17 protein-coding genes are annotated in these 19,369 nt (G+C 64.6%); 7 read left to right on the top strand and 10 right to left on the bottom strand.

The window, feature by feature from the left end:
* Positions 1 to 87: 87 nt before the first annotated feature.
* Together AB7290_RS31650 and AB7290_RS31645 are read right to left on the bottom strand one after the other, a co-directional pair.
* Positions 88 to 1,599, bottom strand: coding sequence for an acetyl-CoA acetyltransferase (locus tag AB7290_RS31650; protein WP_085403972.1), 1,512 nt, complete (start codon positions 1,597 to 1,599; stop codon positions 88 to 90).
* Positions 1,600 to 1,783: 184 nt separating this feature from the next.
* Positions 1,784 to 2,917, bottom strand: a complete 1,134-nt coding sequence (locus tag AB7290_RS31645; RefSeq protein WP_085403935.1) for a nitronate monooxygenase — start codon at positions 2,915 to 2,917, stop codon at positions 1,784 to 1,786.
* Between the two features lie 255 nt (positions 2,918 to 3,172).
* Here AB7290_RS31645 and AB7290_RS31640 point away from each other — a divergent pair, with 255 nt between their 5' ends.
* Positions 3,173 to 4,831 (top strand): flavin-containing monooxygenase, encoded by a 1,659-nt coding sequence (locus tag AB7290_RS31640; protein WP_135215958.1) that lies wholly within the window; start codon positions 3,173 to 3,175, stop codon positions 4,829 to 4,831.
* A 180-nt stretch (positions 4,832 to 5,011) separates the two neighbouring features.
* Positions 5,012 to 5,893: a glutathione-dependent disulfide-bond oxidoreductase gene (gene yghU / locus AB7290_RS31635; protein WP_085403934.1), complete on the top strand. Its 882-nt coding sequence runs from the start codon at positions 5,012 to 5,014 to the stop codon at positions 5,891 to 5,893.
* A 173-nt stretch (positions 5,894 to 6,066) separates the two neighbouring features.
* Here the strand turns inward: yghU and AB7290_RS31630 are convergent, their stop codons facing one another.
* From AB7290_RS31630 to AB7290_RS31615, 4 genes are all read right to left on the bottom strand, one after another.
* Positions 6,067 to 6,684 carry a flavin reductase family protein gene (locus AB7290_RS31630; protein WP_085403933.1) on the bottom strand — a complete coding sequence of 206 codons (618 nt, stop codon included), beginning with the start codon at positions 6,682 to 6,684 and terminating at the stop codon, positions 6,067 to 6,069.
* Positions 6,685 to 6,835: 151 nt separating this feature from the next.
* Positions 6,836 to 8,113, bottom strand: coding sequence for an acyl-CoA dehydrogenase family protein (locus AB7290_RS31625; RefSeq protein WP_014496881.1), 1,278 nt, complete (start codon positions 8,111 to 8,113; stop codon positions 6,836 to 6,838).
* Positions 8,114 to 8,420: 307 nt separating this feature from the next.
* Entirely contained in the window at positions 8,421 to 8,801 is a 381-nt protein-coding gene (locus AB7290_RS31620; protein WP_028146897.1) for a VOC family protein, read from the bottom strand.
* A 109-nt stretch (positions 8,802 to 8,910) separates the two neighbouring features.
* Positions 8,911 to 9,690 carry an SDR family NAD(P)-dependent oxidoreductase gene (locus AB7290_RS31615; RefSeq protein ID WP_085403932.1) on the bottom strand — a complete coding sequence of 260 codons (780 nt, stop codon included), beginning with the start codon at positions 9,688 to 9,690 and terminating at the stop codon, positions 8,911 to 8,913.
* Between the two features lie 179 nt (positions 9,691 to 9,869).
* Here AB7290_RS31615 and AB7290_RS31610 point away from each other — a divergent pair, with 179 nt between their 5' ends.
* The 3 genes from AB7290_RS31610 to AB7290_RS31600 are packed head-to-tail and all read left to right on the top strand — an operon-like array spanning position 9,870 to position 12,022.
* A complete protein-coding gene (locus tag AB7290_RS31610; protein ID WP_028146899.1) occupies positions 9,870 to 10,658 on the top strand; it encodes an enoyl-CoA hydratase/isomerase in 789 nt (262 codons plus the stop codon).
* Positions 10,655 to 11,641: a phosphotransferase family protein gene (locus AB7290_RS31605; RefSeq protein WP_085403931.1), complete on the top strand. Its 987-nt coding sequence runs from the start codon at positions 10,655 to 10,657 to the stop codon at positions 11,639 to 11,641. The genes AB7290_RS31610 and AB7290_RS31605 overlap by 4 nt, the downstream gene beginning before the upstream one ends.
* A gap of 3 nt (positions 11,642 to 11,644) precedes the next feature.
* On the top strand, positions 11,645 to 12,022 hold the full coding sequence (locus tag AB7290_RS31600) for a DUF6285 domain-containing protein (protein WP_085403930.1): 378 nt from the start codon (positions 11,645 to 11,647) through the stop codon (positions 12,020 to 12,022).
* 186 nt (positions 12,023 to 12,208) lie between these two features.
* Here the strand turns inward: AB7290_RS31600 and AB7290_RS31595 are convergent, their stop codons facing one another.
* Complete coding sequence (locus AB7290_RS31595) at positions 12,209 to 12,988, bottom strand: enoyl-CoA hydratase-related protein (protein ID WP_085403929.1); 780 nt, start codon at positions 12,986 to 12,988, stop codon at positions 12,209 to 12,211.
* Between the two features lie 212 nt (positions 12,989 to 13,200).
* On the opposite strand from AB7290_RS31595, the gene AB7290_RS31590 reads away from it, so the two are divergent.
* The gene (locus tag AB7290_RS31590) at positions 13,201 to 14,475 is read left to right on the top strand and encodes an acyl-CoA dehydrogenase family protein (RefSeq protein ID WP_085403928.1); all 1,275 of its coding nucleotides are present in this window, start codon (positions 13,201 to 13,203) and stop codon (positions 14,473 to 14,475) included.
* 177 nt (positions 14,476 to 14,652) lie between these two features.
* On the opposite strand, the gene AB7290_RS31585 is transcribed toward AB7290_RS31590, so the two are convergent.
* From AB7290_RS31585 to AB7290_RS31575, 3 genes are all read right to left on the bottom strand, one after another.
* Positions 14,653 to 16,233 (bottom strand): fatty acid--CoA ligase, encoded by a 1,581-nt coding sequence (locus AB7290_RS31585; protein WP_085403927.1) that lies wholly within the window; start codon positions 16,231 to 16,233, stop codon positions 14,653 to 14,655.
* A gap of 118 nt (positions 16,234 to 16,351) precedes the next feature.
* A complete protein-coding gene (locus tag AB7290_RS31580) occupies positions 16,352 to 17,293 on the bottom strand; it encodes an IS110 family transposase (protein ID WP_085403926.1) in 942 nt (313 codons plus the stop codon).
* Positions 17,294 to 17,578: 285 nt separating this feature from the next.
* The gene (locus tag AB7290_RS31575; RefSeq protein ID WP_063986558.1) at positions 17,579 to 18,451 is read right to left on the bottom strand and encodes an SDR family oxidoreductase; all 873 of its coding nucleotides are present in this window, start codon (positions 18,449 to 18,451) and stop codon (positions 17,579 to 17,581) included.
* Positions 18,452 to 18,556: 105 nt separating this feature from the next.
* On the opposite strand from AB7290_RS31575, the gene AB7290_RS31570 reads away from it, so the two are divergent.
* Positions 18,557 to 19,366: a crotonase/enoyl-CoA hydratase family protein gene (locus tag AB7290_RS31570; RefSeq protein WP_085403925.1), complete on the top strand. Its 810-nt coding sequence runs from the start codon at positions 18,557 to 18,559 to the stop codon at positions 19,364 to 19,366.
* Positions 19,367 to 19,369 lie beyond the last annotated feature (3 nt).

Genomic DNA, 19,369 nt, shown 5'->3' with positions numbered 1-19,369 from the left:
CAAAGCGAAGCGTGCCCACCGTCTTCACGTGATTGGAAGAAGAATGGTGGGCACGGCGCAAGAGCGCCTTTGCCCACTCTACGAAAGCTACGTCACCCGCCACTCCGGCACGTCATCCGCGGCCATCGCGATCTCGCCGAGCGAACCCACCGGCGTGCGATCCATGTTCAGCAAGTGCGCCAGAGTCGCCGTATCGCTGGCCGCGATGCGCCCCAGCGTACGTCGATCATCTTCCGTCCGCAGCATCACCACGCCGTGTTCGACCTCGCCGCCGCGGCCATAGAGCACCGTGAAACTCTCGACCTTGCCCCTGCCTGAGACCTCCGTGACGAACTCGGGCACCGCGCGCTTGTTGCGGTCGGCCTCTGCCTGCACGCTCGTCTCCTGCGCCAGCGCCTCACGCGGCGTCTTCGACACCACCAATGCGTGGTGCTTGGTGACGAAGCCGCCCTGGCCGTAGAGCAGCCCGAGCTTGGCACCATCGCGCACACGCCGCAGCATCGCGCAGGCCGCGTGCGTCATGTAGGTGTTGAGCGGCGCGCCGAAGAAGGTGAGGCCACCGGTCACGGTCGGCTGCACGTCGGCCCCGAGGCCCAGCGTCCGCCGCGCCATCTTGGGCACGCAGGGGAAGCAGCTATAGAGCTCGATCGCGTCGAATTTCTTGCCGTCGCCGCCGGCGAGATCCATCGCCGCCTTCAGCACCGCATTCTGCGGATGGCTTTCATGGAACTGATCGCGCAGGAGGTAATCGCGCGGCTCTTCGGCCGAGGCGCCGCCAAGCGGGTAGACCAGCTTGTCCTCGGCGATGCCGGCCGCGCGCGCCTTGGCGAGGTTGGTGAGCAGCAGCGCGCCGCCCATGTTGACGCTGGGGTTGGCGACCATGAGCTTGTTGTAGGGCCAGGCGATCAGCCGGTTGTCCGCCGTCGGCGTCGTGATCTCGTCCGGCGCATAGCGCCGCTTCAGCCAGGCGTTGGGATTTTCGGCGGCGGCCTCGGAGTAGCGCGACCACAGCGTGCCGGACTCTGCCATGGCTTCACGCGGCGTCTGGCCCCAATGGGCGGAGGAGGCGGACTCATAGAATGGATAAACCGTGACGGGACGGAACACGCCGAGCTTCACCGCCAGCGGCTTCTGGAATGCCGCCCCACGCTTGGGCTCCTCGACGTCGTGGGCGAACGGCGTCCAGGGTAGCTTGACCCCGGCGCGCTCCGCCTTGGTCGCGGTCGACTGCGCCTCCGCGCCGCAGACAGCCGCCACCGTGCATTCGCCGCGCGCAATGCGTTTTGCCGCCTCGTGGATGTAGCGGATCGGGCTCTCGCCGCCGACGGGGCCGTAATAGCAATGCGCCGGCGCAATGCCGAGCCGCTGCGCCAAAAGCTTTTCCGGATCGCGATAGCGCCAGCTCAGGAAGTTGACGACGTCGAGCGACTGCACCTCGCCAAGCAGTTTTGCGCCGGCGTCCTGTTCGGCCCGCCGTAGCGCCTGTTCGAGCAGATCGAGCGGCTCGAGGCCGTCGGTGATCTCCTTGGGTCGGTCGACGATCTCGCCGATGCCGACGATGACGGGGATGAGGTCTTCCGGGATAGAGGTCTTGGTCATTTCTTCTTGGTTCACTTTCTGGGTCTTCGGCACGCCGTCGCCCTTCGAGGGCCGCTGAAGAAGCGGCCACCTCAGGGTGACGGCTACGGATGAAGCGTCATCCTGAGGTGCGAGCCGAGCGACGCTTGCGGCGCTTGGCGAGCCTCGAAGGATGAGCCACGGACTCTATTCCGGCCACAGGCAATTACTCCGCCACCAGCGCATTCATGTGCTCGACGGCCTCGGCAAACTCTTCCTTGAACTCCTGCACCACCGCGCCCGCCGACTTCACGCTGTCGATCAGGCCGACGCCCTGGCCGACGAAATAGCTGACGAGGTCGCGCGCTTTTGCGTTGCCGCTCGCCGCCGCGCGATCGATCGCGTTGAAGGCGTCGCGGCTGATGACGCTTTGCAGCGGCATCGGCAGCGCGCCCGGGCTTTCCGGCGCGCGGTCCCAGGCATCGGTCCAGACCGAGCGGAGCTGGCGTGCTGGCTTGCCGGTGCGCCCCTTCGAACGGATCGCGTCGCGCGAGGACGCCGTGATCATCTTCTCGCGGAAGATCGCCGTGGTCTCGGCCTCGACGGTGGCGAGCCACACCGAGCCGGTCCAGGCGCCGGCCGCGCCCATCGCCATGCAGGCGGCCATCTGCCGTCCCGTCATGATGCCGCCGGCCGCGAGCACCGGCACGTCGCGGATATTCTTGATCGCCTTGATCACCTCCGGCACCAGCACCAGGGTGGAGACCTCGCCGCAATGGCCGCCGGCCTCGGTGCCCTGCACCACGAGAATGTCGACGCCGGCGGCGACCTGGCGCAACGCATGCTCCTTGGCGCCGACGAGGGCGGCAACCGGCACGCCGTGCTTCCTGCCCATCTCGATCATCGCCTTCGGCGGCACGCCCAGCGCGTTGGCGATCAATCGGATCGGATGGTTGAAGGAGACCTCGAGCAGCTGAAGTGCGGTCTTCGCGTCGAACGGTTGCGGCTGGTTGTCGGCCACATCACTTGTCGTCAACTCGATGTCGTATTTCTTCAGGAGGTCGCGCGTGTAGGCGCGGTGCTCCTGCGGCACGCGCGCCTCCAGGCTCTTCCAGGTGACGTCCTTCTCGCCTGCGGTCGAGATATTCTCGGGGATCAGCACGTCGATGCCGTAGGGCTTGCCGTCGACATGCTCGTCAATCCATTTCAGCTCGCGCTCGAGCGTGTCGGGCGTGTGCACGGTGGCACCCAACACGCCGAAGCCGCCGGCACGGCTGACGGCGGCAACGACGTCGCGGCAATGGCTGAAGGCGAGCAGTGGGAACTCGATGCCCAGCATGTCGCAGATCGGCGATTTCATGGCTCTCTCCCGGCAGCCGTCGCGTTGCTGTTGTTGCTTTGCTTGAGCGAAGGCGCTTCGACGCTAGCCCATCGTCGCTAGCGATGCCAATCCGGATTTGGCCGCGCATCTTGCGTGCAGACGCCACGCGGCGGATGAGCCATTCCGCTGCACAAAATAAACAGACCGGAGCCCGCCGATTTGCCTCTTGCGCTTTTGTGGGTCTGTGAGAATGCTGGCGCAAACAAAGAGAAAACAGCGAGGGAGCGCCAACCGATGTCGCAAGCGCAAGCGAGTCCGGCCCGAACCGTGAAGGCCTACGACGTGGTCGTCGTCGGCGCGGGCTTTGCCGGCATGTACATGCTGCACCGCCTGCGCGGTCTTGGCTTCTCGGCGCGCGTCTATGAGCAGGGCGGTGGCGTCGGCGGCACCTGGTACTGGAATCGCTATCCCGGCGCGCGCTGCGATGTCGAGAGCATGCAGTATTCCTACTCGTTCTCGGAAGAGCTTCAGCAGGAATGGGACTGGAGCGAGCGCTACGCGCCGCAGCCGGAGATCCTGAACTACGCCAACCACGTTGCCGACCGTTTTGATCTTCGCCGCGACATCCAGTTCGACACCCGCGTCGAGCGCGCGGCGTTCGACGCGCGGGCGAAGTGCTGGTCGGTGACGACGTCCGACGGCAAGACGGTTGAGGCGCAGTTCATCGTGCTCGCGACCGGCTGCCTCTCGAACGCGCGCAAGCCCGACATCAAGGGCCTCGAGAGCTTCAAGGGACCGGTCTACCACACTGGCAGTTGGCCGCATGAAGACGTCGACTTCACGGGCTTGCGCGTCGGCTTGATCGGGACGGGATCGTCTGGCATCCAATCGACGCCCGTCATCGCCGAACAAGCAAGACATCTCACCGTGTTTCAGCGCACGGCGAATTTTTCGATTCCCGCGCGCAACGCCGCGCTGACCGACGAAGAGCGCAACAACGTCCGCAAAACCTATCCGGAGATCCGCCGCTTCGCCCGCGAAATCGCACGCAACGGCATTTTCGCCGAGCAACCCGATCGCGGCGCACTCGACGACAGCGATGAGACCAGGAATGGCAAATATTCGGCGCGCTGGGAGCGCGGCGGGCTCACCTTCATGTATGTCTACAACAATCTCGGCCTCGAGCGATCGGCGAACGATACCGCGGCGAACTTCGTGCGCGGCAAGATCGCCGAGATCGTGAAGGACCCCGAAACCGCGAAGCTGTTGCAGCCGAACAGCCATCCGATCGGCACCAAGCGCATCTGCATCGATACGGATTATTTCGCGACCTTCAACCGGCCGAACGTCTCGCTGGTCGACATCAAGACCAATCCAATCGAGGAGGTCACCGCGAATGCCGTGCGTGTCGCAGGCAAGGACCACGAGGTCGATGCGCTGGTGATGGCGACGGGGTTCGATGCCATGACTGGCTCGGTCGCGAAGATCGACATCAGTGGCCCGGGCGGACGGACGCTGAACGAGAAGTGGGCGGAAGGCCCGAAGACCTATCTCGGGCTGATGAGCGCGGGCTTTCCGAACCTCTTCATCATCACCGGCCCCGGCAGCCCGTCGGTGCTCTCGAACATGATCGTCTCGATCGAGCAGCATGTCGACTGGATCGCCGATTGCCTCGTTCACATGCGCAGGCAGGGTGTTGCCACCATGGAGGCAAGCGGGGAGGCCGAGGACAAGTGGGTCGCCCATGTCAACGAGGTCGCCCACGGCACGCTCTATCCGCAGGCCAATTCCTGGTACATGGGCGCCAACATTCCAGGCAAGCCGCGCATCTTCATGCCCTATATCGGCGGCGTCGGCGTCTACCGCCGGATCTGCGACGAGGTCGCGGCGAAGGGATATGAGGGGTTTTTGCTGGAGAGGGCCGAGCAGGGGCTGACTGCGGCCGCGTCCTGAGCCTCGCTCCGATCGTCATTCCGGGGCGCCGTAGAGCGGCGGGCCCGGAACGACGGCGGGGAAGTGGCCTGCCATGACGAAACGTAGAGTTGCCCCGCCCGGCAATGCATTTCTGCGCCCTTGCCATCGGCCATTCGCGGGCTAATTAATGCAGGCGCATCTTTTCGCCGGAGCCCCCGCATGACCGACGCCCCCGCCTACGTACCGCCCAAAGTCTGGATCTGGAACAAGGAGAACGGCGGGCAGTTCGCCAGCATCAACCGCCCCATTGCCGGCGCGACCCACGACAAGGAGCTGCCGGTCGGCAAGCATCCCTTCCAGCTCTATTCGCTGGCGACGCCGAACGGCGTGAAGGTCACGGTGATGCTGGAGGAACTGCTGGCGCTCGGCCACAAGGGCGCCGAATACGACGCCTGGCTGATCAGGATCGGCAATGGCGACCAGTTCGGCAGCGGCTTTGTCGACATCAACCCGAACTCGAAAATTCCCGCGCTAGTGGACCGCTCCGGTCCCGAGCCGATCCGGGTGTTCGAATCCGGCTCGATCCTGGTCTACCTCGCCGAGAAGTTCGGCGCCTTCCTGCCGAAGGATATCAAGAGTCGCACCGAAGCGATGTCCTGGCTGTTCTGGCAGATGGGCAGCGCGCCATATCTCGGCGGCGGTTTTGGTCACTTCTACGCCTACGCGCCGACCAAGATCGAATACGCCATCGACCGTTTTGCGATGGAGGTCAAGCGCCAGCTCGACGTGCTCGACCGGCGCCTCGCCGACAACGAGTACCTCGCGGGCAATGAGTACACCATCGCCGACATCGCGGTGTGGCCCTGGTATGGCGCGCTCGCCAAGGGGCTGGTCTATGGCGCCGGCGAATTCCTGTCGGTGCAGGACTACAAGCACGTGCAGCGCTGGACCGATCAGATCGCCAAGCGCCCGGCCGTCAAGCGCGGCCGCATGGTCAACCGCGTCTCCGGCGATCCCGCCAGCCAGCTCCACGAGCGGCACGACGCCGGCGATTTCGACACCAAGACGCAGGACAAGATCGGCGAGCCGGCGGCGACGTAAACGGTGCTCGCTTCACCTCGCCCCGCTTGCGGGGAGAGGTCGAATTCGATCGAAGATCGAATTCGGGTGAGGGGGACTCTCCGCGAGTCCAACTCACACTGTTTTCTCGGAAGCAGCCCCTCACCCCAGCCCTCTCCCCGTAAGAACGGGGCGAGGGAGCGCGATGGCGCGGCCTACTTCCTCTTCGCCCCCTCCGCGGCCGGAAACACCACGCGATCATCCGTGCGGCAGTAGCGGTCGGCGAACATGCGGCCGATCGGGTGATAGCGGTCCATGTGCACCCGCATCGCCTTGTCGTCCCAGAGCTCGTCGCGGATATGGAAGTGGATGCCTTCGCCCATGATCAGCCGGCGATCGTCGTTGACGTCGATCATCTTCCAGAGCTTGCACTCCATCGCCCAGGGCGTGTCGGCGAGCCGCGGCACGGCGATCTTCGCCGACGGTGCGAGCTTCAGCCCGAGATAGTCAGGCTCGCCCACTTCAGGGGGAAAATCTCCGCTGCTCTCGTGCATGGCCTTCGCCAGCGGCTCGTCGGCGAGGTTGACCACGAACTCGCCGGTGCGCTGGATGTTGAGAAACGTGTCCTTGTCCTGGCCGTTGGGCTTCCGGTTCGCCGCGAACATGCACAGCGGCGGATCTTCGCAGAAGGCGTTGAAGAAGCTGAACGGCGCGGCGTTGACGACGCCGGTCGGCCCGACCGAGGTCACCCACGCGATCGGCCGTGGCAGGATGAAGGACGTCAGCACCTTGTAGCGCTCGCGTGGCGTCAGGTCGCTGGCGGCGTATTCCATGGTGGCTCCGTAGGAGTGAAACTCTCGTAGGGTGGGCAAAGCGAAGCGTGCCCACCACTTCTTGCGAAGCCGCGATGGTGGGCACGGCGCGCGAAGAGCGCGCCTTTGCCCACCCTACGGCTCTTCCCGAGCGGGGAGAGGCCAGAGACTTTTACGCCATGCTCAACTCGTGGCGTCCCACCACCATCCAGTGCACCTCGTCCGGACCGTCGGCGAAGCGCAGATGGCGGACGTCCTGGTACATCTCCGCGAGCGGGGTCCAGTGCGAGATGCCGGTGGCGCCGTGCATCTGGATCGACTGGTCGATGATCTTGCAGGCGCGCTCCGGCACCATGGCCTTGACCATGGACACCCAGACGCGGGCCTCCTTGTTGCCGAGCACGTCCATCGCCTTGGCGGCCTTCAGCACCATCAGCCGCATCGCCTCGATCTCGCAGCGCGCCTGCGCGATGATCTGCATGTTGCCGCCGAGATGGGCGATCTTCTTGCCGAAGGCCTCGCGGGTGAGGCCACGCTGAACCATCAGATCCAGCGCCTTCTCGGCCTTGCCGATGGTGCGCATGCAGTGATGGATGCGGCCCGGGCCGAGGCGGAGCTGCGAGATCTCGAAGCCGCGGCCTTCGCCGAGCAGCATGTTCTCCTTGGGCACGCGGACGTTGTTGAAGCGCATGTGCATGTGGCCGCGCGGGGCGTGGTCCTGGCCGAACACGTACATGGGCCCGAGCACCTCGACGCCGGGCGTGTCGCGCGGCACCAGGATCTGCGACTGCTGCTTGCTCGGCGCCGCATCCGGATTGGTCTTCACCATCACGATGAGGATCTTGCAGCGGGGATCGCCGACGCCGGAGATGTAATATTTCTCGCCGTTGATGACCCATTCGTCGCCGACGAGCTTTGCGGTCGTCGAAATGTTCTTGGCGTCGGAGGAGGCGACGTTCGGCTCGGTCATGACATAGGCCGAACGGATCTCGCCGTTCATCAGCGGCTTCAGCCACTTCTCCTTCTGCTCCTTGGTGCCGACGCGCTCCAGCACTTCCATGTTGCCGGTGTCCGGCGCCGAGCAGTTCATCGTCTCGGAGGCCAGCGGGCTCTTGCCGAGCTCGGAGGCGATATAGGCGTAGTCGAGATTCTTCAGGCCCTGACCGGTCTCGTCGTCGGGCAGGAAGAAATTCCAGAGGCCTTCCTTCTTGGCCTTGTTCTTGGCGACCTCGAGCACCTCGAGCTGTTTCGGCGTAAAGCTCCAGCGATCCTGCTTGCCTTCGCCGGCCTTGGCGAATTCGATCGACATAGGCTCGACGGTGTCGCGGATGAATTTCCTGACGTGATCGTAGAGCGGCCGGACCTGGTCCGACATGCGAAGATCGTTGAGCTCGTCGCCGGGATTGAGGGTGTAGTTGGTGGTGCGGGGTATGTAGGCGTGCTTTGTCATTGTTCCTCCCGGGGTCACTGAGATCGCGTTGGGCCGCAGAATAGTCGCAGCGCGGCCAAAGCGCGAGCGCGCATTTTTTCAGGCGACCCATGCCATGCGATGGAATATCGCGAGAGTGTTTGAAATGTTGTTTGAACGGCGTGAGGAGGCAGGTGCGGGCCGCACTCACTGTTGTCATCGCCCGGCTTGACCGGGCGATCCAGTACTCCGTGACGTCAGCGATTTACGGAGAAGCCGCGGCGTACTGGATTCCCCGCTCCAGTGCGCAATTGCGCACAAGGCGGGGAATGACACCGTCCTGGAGCAATCAGTTCGGCAGCCGATGCATCGCGCAGATCTTGTTGCCGTCGAGGTCGCGCAAATAAGCGATGTAGAGCTTGTTCCCTGCGCCCTCGCGGATGCCGGGTGGATTCTCGATCGGCGTTCCGCCGGCGGCGACGCCGGTGGCGTGCCACTTGTCGACCTGCTCAGGCGAGTTGGCGGCAAAGCCGATGGTGCTGCCATTCGCACACGTGGCGGCCTCGCCGTTGATCGGCTTCGTCACCGAGAACACGCCGGTCTTGGTGATGTAGAAGATGCGATGGCCGTCGACCCTGGCCGGGCGCACCTCGAGCGTGCCGAGCAGCTGGTCGTAGAACGCCTTGGCCTTGTCCAGGTCGTTGGTGCCGATCATGATGTGTGAGAACATTTGCCCATTCCCCTCAGAGTTTGTAGCCCGGATGGAGCGCAGCGAAATCCGGGTCTTGCTTGTTTTTGAAAATCCCGGATTACGCTTCGCTCCATCCGGGCTACGAGATTCAAAACGCCGTATAGCCGCCGTCGATCACGAACGTATCCGCGGTGTGATACGACGACGCCTTGCTCATCAGATACACCGCGATGCCGCCGAAATCGCTGGCCTCGCCGAAGCGCCGCATCGGAATGCGCGGCATCACATTGGCGACGAACTTCTCGTTGGCCATGATGCCCGCGGTCATGTCGCTCTTGATCCAGCCGGGCAGGATCGCGTTCGCGGTGACGCCGTGACGCGCCAGCTCGACGCCGAGCGCGCGCACCAGCGCGTTGATCGCGGCCTTGGTCGCGGCATAGTGCTCATTGCGCGCAGTGCCGAAGATCGAGGCGAGGCTCGATGTCGCGACCAGCCGGCCGAAGGGATCGCCGGCATTGGCGCGCTCGGTCATGTGTTTTGCGGCGGCCTGGAAAGCGTGGAACACGCCGTCCAGATTGGTCGCAAACATCGTGCGCCACTCTTCCTCGGTGCGCTCGATGAAGGAGCGCCGGCCGCCGCCGCCGATACCGGCATTGGCAAAGCAGCCGTCGACCCGGCCGAAAATGTCGAGCGTCGCCTTCATCGCGGCATTGACCGAAGCCGGATCGGTGACGTCGCAGACGCGGGTGTCGACCTTGCCGGAGAGGCCCGTCATGCTCGCGGCAGCAGCCTTGTTCTTGTCAGGATTGCGGCCCCAGATCAAGACGTTGCAGCCCTGGCCGGCGAGCGCCTGCGCGATGCCGAGCCCGATACCGCCATTTCCGCCGGTGATCACGGCGACGCGGCCGCTGAGGTCGAAAAGGTTCATGGCGCGTTTCCTGTTTTTGGCACGGGCGCGCGCCAGCCTGTGCGCGCAAGATTGTGCGATACGACGACAAGGTATGTTCGGACCACCATGGACAAGGCCGCGACAAAAATCAAATATGCGCCCCGGCAAAACTAATTCCGGTCTGCGAAACATCGCTAGTACCAACTGACGAGGAAACCATGCAGTTCAAACACGTCACGCTCGATTTCGATGGCTCGGTCGCGATCCTCCGGCTCGACCATCAGGAGGTGATGAACGCGGTCTCCATGGACATGCTGGGCGGCCTCTCCGATGCCCTCGACGCGATCGAGGAGAAGAAGGGCGAGGTGCGCTGCGTGGTGCTGACTGGCGCGGGGCGGGCGTTCTGCACCGGCGCGAATCTGCAAGGGCGCAACAACCAGTCGAAGAAGACCAAGGCCGGCCTGACGCTCGAGACCGGCTTTCATCCCTTCCTGCGCCGCATCCGCAATCTGCATTGCCCGATCGTCACTGCCGTCAACGGCCCGGCCGCCGGCGCCGGCATGAGCTTCGCGCTGCTCGGCGACATGATTTTGTGCGCGCGGTCCTCTTACTTTCTTCAAGCCTTCCGCCGCATCGGCCTGGTGCCGGATTGCGGCTCGACCTGGCTGCTGCCGCGCCTGATCGGCCGGGCGCGTTCGGTCGAATTGTCGCTGATGGGCGAGCGCCTGCCGGCCGAGAAGGCGCTGGAATGGGGCCTCGTCAACCGCGTCTATGACGACGGCGTGCTGATGGAGGAGGCGATGAAGCTCGCGCGCGATCTCGCCAGCGGCCCGACGGTCGCGCTGTCGCTGATCCGCAAGCTCTACTGGGACAGCCCCGAAAATTCGTTCGAGGATCAGCTCAATCTCGAATTCCAGTGCCAGCTGCGTGCCGGCGACACGGACGATTTCCGTGAAGGCGTTGGCGCGTTCCTGGAGAAGCGCCCGGCGCAGTTCAAAGGCAAATGATCGAGGCCGAGCTCTCCCGCAGCGTCGCGCGCTGGTGCGAAGGGGCGACTGGCGTCACCGGCGCGGCAAAACTGTCCGGCGGCGCCAGCCAGGAAACCTGGCGCTTCGACATCGAGCATCCCGATGGGCCGATCGGCGCGATCCTGCGCCGCTCGCCGAAGGGCTATGGCGCCGCGCCGACGCGCGCGGCAGGTCTCGCCGCCGAAGCCCAGTTGATGCAGCTTGCCTATGAGGCGGGCGTGCCGTCGCCGCGCGTGATGCATGTGTTGACGCCCGACGAAAATCTCGGCACCGGCTTCATCATGCAGCGGGTCGAGGGCGAGACCATCGCCCGTAAGATTCTTCGCGATGATGAGTACGCGGCGGCGCGGCCGCGTCTCGCGCGGCAGATCGGCGGCGTGCTCGCCGGCCTGCACAAACTGCCACAGGACAAGCTGCCCGAGCTGCGCAGCCGGTCCGCGACCCAGGAGATCGGCGAGTTCGAGCGCGACTATCGCAGCCTGAACTGGCCAAAGCCCGTGTTCGAGCTGGCGCTGCGCTGGCTGCGCGACCATGATCCCGGCCCCTCGGCCGAGACCACGCTGGTGCACGGCGATTTCCGCAACGGCAATCTCATCATCGGCGCCGACGGCGTCCGCGCCGTGCTCGACTGGGAGCTCGCCCATCTCGGCGATCCCATGGAGGATCTCGGCTGGGTCTGCGTCAACTCCTGGCGCTTTGGTGAGATCGACAAGCCGGTGGGCGGTTTTGGCACACGCGAGGAATTGTTCGCCGGCTATGAGGCCGCGGGCCGCAAATGCGATCCTGCGCGCGTCAAATTCTGGGAAGTGATGGGCACGCTGCGCTGGGGCATCATGTGCGGCGGCATGATGCAGCGGTTCCGCGAGGGGCCGGATCATTCGATGGAACGCGCCATGATCGGCCGCCGCGCCAGCGAGACCGAGATCGATCTGTTGCGGCTGCTGGCGCCGCGCGGGAGCTGACACATGCAGGACGAACCGACACCGACCGAGCTGACCAAGGCGGTCGCCGATTTCCTCGGCAACGACATCACGCCGCTGATCTCCGGCCATCAGGCCTTCAAGCTGCGCGTCGCCATCAACATCCTCGACCTCGTGACGCGGCAGCTGACGCAGGAGGAGAGGAGCGACGCGAAGGAGGTGGAGCGGCTGCGCGCGCTGCTCGGCATGGACGGCCCGGTGGCCGATCTCAACCGCGCGCTCGCCGATCGCATCGCCAAGGGTGAGATTGATCTGGCAACGCCGGGGCTCGCCGAGCATCTCTGGCAGACCACAATGGATAAGCTAGCGGTCGACCAGCCGAACTATGCCTCATACAAGCGGGAGCTGGGGCGAGGCGGGTAGACGGTGCCATATTCTCCGCTGTCATCGCCCGCCTAGTGCGCAATTGCGCACAGGGGGGGCGATCCAGTATTCCAGAGACGGCAATGAGATGCGTTGAAGCCGCGGCGTACTGGATGCCCCGGTCAAGCCGGGGCATGACACCTGTGGTGTTGGGGCATCCGTCGTCGTGACGAGGAGAGCGGCGCTCTACTTCCCCACCCATTTCGGCGGCCGCTTCTCCGAGAATGCCTTCGGGCCCTCGATATAATCCTGCGAGGCCACCATCGCCTTCACCGCTGGATATTCCCGCTGCTCCTCGATCGCCTGCTCCAGCGAGACGGCGAGGCCCTTCTGGATGGTCTGCTTCGACGCCCGGATCGACATCGGCGAGTTCTTGGTGATCATCTCCGCCCAGCGCAGCGCGCCCGACAGGGCCTCACCCTGCGGCACCACCTCGTTGACGAAGCCGAGCTCATGGCCCTCCTTGGCGCTGACATGGCGCGCAGTGAGGATCATGCCCATGGCACGCTTGAGCCCGATCTGGCGCGGCAGCCGGTGCAGGCCGCCGGCGAGTGCGGCAAGGCCGACGCGCGGCTCGGGCAGGGCGAAGGTCGCATTCTCCGAGGCGATGATCAGGTCGCAGGCGAGCGCGATCTCGAAGCCGCCGCCCATGGCGACGCCGTTGACCGCGGCGATGATCGGCTTGTCGCAATCGAAGCGCGAGGTAAGGCCGGCAAAGCCGCCCTTGTCCCAGCCGCGCTTTCCGCCCGCCGCCTGCCACTTCAAATCGTTGCCGGCGCAGAACGCCTTGTCGCCGGCGCCGGTGACGATCGCGACCCACTGCTCGGGATCGGCTGAGAAATCGTCAAACACCTTCTGGAGCTCGAAATGCGCGTCGGTGTGCAGCGCGTTGTAGACCTCGGGCCGCGACAGCGTAACGATCGTGATCGGCCCCTTGCGTTCCACCTTTGAGAATTTCAGATCCATCGCGCGCTCCCGCATTTTCTCGTGAAGGAATATTGGCGTCATACTAGCGCGTGCCAGCGCCGCGACACCATCGAATTGCGCGGGCGCGCCTTGCGCCCGTCACACGCCTTGCCTTGCTTGACTTGCGCGCGCACTTCTCACCTTAATCGCGCGAAGCAAAAGCGCGGTTAGCGCCTTAACGCAAAACGACAAAACTACTCCGGGAGAGAGCCGTGGATTTCTCATTGCCTGCCGATCTCGTCGCCTATCTCGGAGAGCTCGATCGATTCATCGAACGCGAGATCAAGCCGCTCGAACAGGCCGACGACAACATCCGCTTCTTCGACCATCGCCGCGAATGGGCGCGCACCGATTTCGACAATGGCGGCCTGCCGCGCCATGAGTGGGAAGCGCTGCTGCGCAAGGCCAAGGATCTCGCGGACGCCGCCGGCCATCTGCGCTTTCCGGTGCCGAAGCAATATGGCGGCAAGGACGGCTCCAACCTCTGGATGGCTGTGATCCGCGAGCACTTTGCCGCCAAGGGTCTCGGCCTGCACAACGATCTTCAGAACGAGCACTCCATCGTCGGCAATTTTCCCGTTGTCACCATGCTCGATCGCTATGGCCGCGACGACCAGAAGGCGATGATCGACGGCTCGATCAGGGGCAAGTACCGCATCACCTTTGGATTGACGGAGCCGCATCACGGCTCGGACGCGACGCACATGGAGACGCGCGCGGTGCCCGCGACCCGCGACAACGTCAAGGGCTGGATCATCAACGGCGAGAAGATGTGGACGACCGGCATGCACGTCGCCACGCATTGCGCGCTGTTCGCGCGCACCTCGGGCAATGACGGCGATGCCCGCGGCATCACCTGCTTCCTGGTGCCGGCCAAGAGCCATGGCGTGAAGGTCGAGGAGTACATGTGGACCTTCAACATGCCGACCGACCATCCGCGCGTCAGCTTTACGGACGTGTTCGTGCCTGAGGATGCGCTGTTCGGCGAAGTCGGCCGCGGCCTGTCGCTGGCGCAGTGCTTTGTCCACCAGAACCGCATCCGCCAGGCGGCAAGCTCGCTCGGCGCCGCCGTCTACTGCATCAACGAGAGTGTGAAGTACGCGCGCGAGCGAAAGCCGTTCGGCAAGGCGCTCGCCGAGAACCAGGCGATCCAGTTTCCGCTGGTCGAGCTCGCGACCCAAGCCGAGATGCTGCGCCTGTTGATCCGCAAGACAGCCTGGGAGATGGACCAGCTCAATGAGGAGCAGATCGAGCGCACGCTCTCCGACCGCGTCTCCATGTGCAACTACTGGGCAAACCGCCTCTGCTGCGAATCCGCCGACCGTGCCATGCAGGTCCACGGCGGCATGGGCTATTCACGCCACAAGCCGTTCGAGCACATCTACCGCCACCACCGCCGCTATCGCATCACGGAGGGGAGTGAGGAGATCCAGATGCGGAAGGTGGCGGGGTTCTTGTTCGGGTATATGGGGCCGGGGAAGCATTAGAGAGACGCTGCGATCTCTCCCCGAGTCGTCCCCGCGAATGCGGGGAGGACCCATAACCCCAGGGAGTAGTTTGAGGCGAGACGGCAACTCCGTGTCTTCGCCAAACTCCACCCTGTGGTTATGGGTCCCGGGCTCGCGCTGCGCGCGCCCCGGGACGACGACGCGGATAGAGCGGGGCTAATTCACCCGTCGGTCCTTCCCTACCCAATACGGCTCCCTCAGCTGCCGCCGCAAGATCTTGCCTGACGGATTCCGCGGCAGCGCCGGCAAGAACTCCACGCTCTTCGGTGTCTTGAATCCAGCGATACGTTCGCGGGTGAAGTTGATGATGTCGGTGGCGGTCGCCTGCTTGCCGGGCTTCATCACCACGACGGCCTTCACGGCTTCGCCCCATTTGTCGTCGGGCACGCCGATCACGGCGGCCTCGGCGACGTCAGGATGATCGCACAGCGCGCTCTCGACCTCGGCCGGGTAGATGTTCTCGCCGCCGGAGATGATCATGTCCTTGATGCGGTCGTGGATGTAGAGATAGCCGTCCTCGTCCATGTAGCCGGCGTCGCCCGTGCGCAGCCAGCCATCGCCGCGCAGGGTCGAGGCGGTCGCCTCCGGTAAATTCCAATAGCCGGCCATGTTGGAGCCCGAGCGCGTCGCGATCTCGCCGACCTCGCGCGGCGGCAGCGGTTTGCCGTCCGCATCCAGAATCGCGATCTCGACGCCCGGCAGCGCCTTGCCGGCCGAGCGCATCCGCTCGAGGCCCTCGACGTGGTCCTCCGGCGGCAGCGCGACGATGGTGCCTGTCGTCTCGGTCATGCCGTACATCTGCACGAAGCCGCATTTGAAGATCTCGATGCATTCCTTCAGCAGCGCCGCCGGAATGGGCGAGGCGCCATACAGCATGTATTTCAGGCGCGAGAAATCGACCGTCTTCGCGCGCGGCTGCCGTACCACGAACTGCATCGCCGCCGGCACCATGAACAGCTTGGTGATGCCCGACTGCTCGAAGAAATCCAGCACCTTGGTCGGATCGAACTCGCGCGCGATCACGCCGCGGGCGCCGTGATAGAGTCCCATCACGCCCCAGCCGGAGCCGCCGATGTGGAAGATCGGCATCGCCACCAGCGACACGTCGTCGGTCGACCACCGGTTCCACTCCGGCTTGTCCTCGGCATTGCCTGTTTGTACGAGGTTGAGGAAGTTCGCATGCGACAGCATCGCGCCTTTCGGCTTGCCTGTCGTGCCCGACGTGTAGAGCTGGATCGCGATGTCCTTCGTGTCGATCGGCACCTTCGGGTCGTCGCCGCTTTGCGCATCGCGCCAGGCCGTAAAATCCTGCCATTCCGGCGCGCCGCCTTCAGTGGTGATGACGGTGCGCACGCCAGGCAGCTGGTCCTTGATCTGGCGGACCTGCGCGATGAACTCCGGCCCGACGAACAGCACCGGCGCCTTGCAATCCGCGACGATGAACGCGATCTCGGGCCCGGCAAGCCGCCAGTTCACCGGCGCCATCACCACACCGGCCTTCATCGCGCCCATCAGCAGCTCGAAATAGAGATCGCTGTTCTTGCCGAGATAGGCGATGCGGTCGCCGCGTCTGACACCCATCGCGATCAACGCGTTGGCGACCTTGTTGGTCTTGACGTCAAACCCGGCAAAGCTGGTGAGGCGGCCCTCGAACTCGTAGGCGGTCGCGTTGCCGCGGCTGGTCGCGCGCTCGCGCACCATGTCGGCGAGATTCGCCAATGGCTGTGTGGTGGACATGTCTCTCCCGTGGCGTCTTGTTTTTATGTCTGGGAGTGTGGCGTCATCCGCGGGTGAAGACAAGATGGGAGAGGCCCCGCTGTCGTCCCGGACAAGCGAAGCGCCGATCCGGCAACTGTTATGTCGGCTTGACGTTCAGGTAGGGCTTCCTGTCGCGCATCATGGCGTTGAGGACCGTCAGCAGCTTCCTGGCGACGGCAATGAGGGCGAGTTTGGCTGGTTTGCCGGCCTGTCGCAATCGTACGTAAAAGACCTTGAACGGATCGGCCCGGCGGCCCGCGTTGAGAGCAGCCATGTAAAGGGCATCACGGACGCGCTTTCGGCCCCCGGCGATCTTACGTTTGCCACGGTAAGCCCCGCTGTCGACGTTGAAGGGAGCCAGGCCGGCTAGCGCTGCCACCTGCTTCGGTCCCACTTTTCCGAGTTCCGGCATCTGCGCGATCAGTTGCATGCAGGTTACGGGACCCACGCCAGGAAGTGAACGTATCAACTGCGCATCGCCCGAGATCTCCGGCTCGGTCTTGATCAGCGTGCTGATGTCGGCCTCGATCTCGGCGATCTCGCCGTCGAGGACCTCGATGAGACGGCCGATACGATCGGCCATGGCACGGTCGTCGGCCTCGCTGCGCCGGTTCTTCTCCTGCGCACGCATGAGGACCAGCTGATCCCGCCGTTTTGCGAGCCTCGCCAAGGCATTGCGGGCGGGATTGGCAATTTGCTCGGTGGCTGGCTTCAGGGCCCGCGCAAAGGCCGCCAGCATCCTCGCATCGATCGGGTCGGTCTTGGCGAGCTGGCCGCTGGCGCGCGCAAAGTCGCGAGCCCGGGCCGGGTTGATCCGCGCGAAGCGGATACCGGCCTGACCCAGCGCCTCGCGAAGTTCGAGATCATAGACACCCGTTGCCTCGAAGACGACCAGCACGTCGCATCGCCAACGCGCCACGATCTGTGTGATGGCCTGCGGCGCGTTGGCGATGCGCTCCGGCACACCCAAGCCCTCATCGAAGATATCGAGATGTTGTTTGGAGACGTCGATTCCGACGTAACGAAGGGGTATGATCACGGTGCCTGTCCCTGTGATGCGAGGTCTGTTGCCGCAGCCTCGTGCAACTGTTCAGGTTGATAGATGGAACGGGCGGGAGACCGGGCCGGATCACGGCGTCAAGCGCCAAGGACCCAACGGCTTCCCGCCCACTCCATCATGACAGGCTTCCAAGACACAGGGACCCAAAGCCACAGGGAGGAGTGTGGCGCGAGATCGGGTTGTGAGTCTTCGCCAAACCTCATCCTGGGGTTATGGGTCCCGGGCTCGCGCTATGCGCGCCCCGGGACGACAGCGGTGGGTGCATCACCCCCGCTTCGCCCGGTCCTTCTCGTTCTGCGCCATGATGCTCTCGCGCGCGGTTTTCCAGTCGTCGTCGCTCCAGTCGCGGAGCTGGTAGAAATTGCCGCCCATCGCCAGCGCCTGCGCGCCGTCCATCGCGATGGTCTCGCCGCTGATCCAGTCGCAGCCGCCGGAGATCAGGAACACCGCGAGGTTCTGCAATTCCTCCATGGTGCCGACGCGGCCCATCGGGTTCATCGCCTTGGTGCGCGCGCCGGCTTCGTCGCCGGGCTTGATGCGCTTGCTCATGCCCTCGGTCGGGATCTCGCCCGGCGCGATCGTGTTGAGGCGGATGCCGTAGCGGCCCCATTCGGTCGCGAGCGACATCGTCATGGCGTGGATCGCCGACTTGCTCATCGCGGACGGCACCACGTAAGGCGAGCCGTTGCGCACCCAGGTCGTGGTGATGGAAACGACATTGCCGGGCTGCTTCAAGGCGATCCAGCGCTTGCCGACCGCATGGGTCACATAGAACGTGCCGTGCATCACGATGTTGGCGACGGCATCGAAGCCGCGGGGCGAGAGCTCTTCGCTGCGCGAGATGAAATTGCCGGCCGCGTTGTTGATGAGATCGGTGAGGGGAGCGTCACGAAAGATGGTCTCGATCATCTCTTCGACCGCGAGCGCGTTGCGGATGTCGACGCCGTGGCTGGTGACGCGGCCACCATACTCAGCCATCAGCTCGGTCGCGGTCTCGTCGCACACGATCTTGCGCCGGCCGCAGATGTGCACCTCTGCTCCAAGCTGGAGGAAGCGCGCCGCCATCGACTTGCCGAGCCCGGTGCCGCCACCGGTGACAAGGATGTTCCGGCCGGCCAGAAGATTTTCCTTGAACATGGCTGTTTCCTCCGCAGGCATTGTCAGTTAATTGGTCGATTGACTAAATCCGGCCGCCGGCTTCCTGTAAAGCGGCACTGAACAAGAACAGGGGAGAATTCATCCATGGAAGAGCGCGTCTCGATCTCGATCTCGGAAGGCGTCGCCGACGTGCGCCTGGTGCGCGCGGACAAGATGAATGCGCTCGATCAGGCGATGTTCGAAGCCCTTGTTGCCGCAACCGACCGGCTTTCGAAGGAAAAGGGCGTGCGTGTCGTCGTGCTCTCGGGCGAAGGCCGCGCCTTCTGCGCCGGTCTCGACATGGGGCGTTTTGCCGCCATGAAGGAGACAGGCGGCAACGGAATTCCGGGTGGCGAAAATCGCGATCTCACCAAACGTACGCATGGCCAGGCGAACTTTCCGCAACAGGCGGTATGGGGCTGGCGCCAGCTTCCGGTTCCCGTGATCGCGGCCGTGCACGGCGTCGCTTTCGGCGGTGGGTTCCAGCTCTCGCTCGGTGCCGACATGCGCTTTCTCTCACCGGATGCGCGGATGTCGGTGATGGAGATCAAATGGGGCCTCGTGCCCGACATGGCCGGCACGCCGATCCTGGCCTCGCTCGTGCGCGACGACATCCTGCGCGATCTCACCTACACCGGCCGCATCTTCTCCGCACAGGAGGCGATGAGCTACGGCCTCGCGACGCGCATCTGCGACGACCCGCGCGCCACGGCTCTCGAAGTCGCGCGCGAAATCGCCGGCAAGAGCCCCGATGCGATCCGCGCCGCCAAGCGCCTGCTCAACAATCTCTCGGTCGATCCGGGCCCGGCGCTGCTCGCCGAGTCGGTCGAGCAGCAGAAGCTGATCGGCAGTGCGAACCAGACCGAAGCGGTGCGCTCCAATCTGGAGAAGCGCGAGGCGAGGTATGTAGACTGACAG

Origin of the sequence: Bradyrhizobium sp. 613_E4_N2_2 (assembly GCF_052075995.1) — a bacterium.
Taxonomy (GTDB): Bacteria; Pseudomonadota; Alphaproteobacteria; order Rhizobiales; family Xanthobacteraceae; genus Bradyrhizobium; species Bradyrhizobium barranii.
Note: the sequence above shows the minus strand (reverse complement) of the source record. Positions and strands in the feature narration are given on the sequence as shown.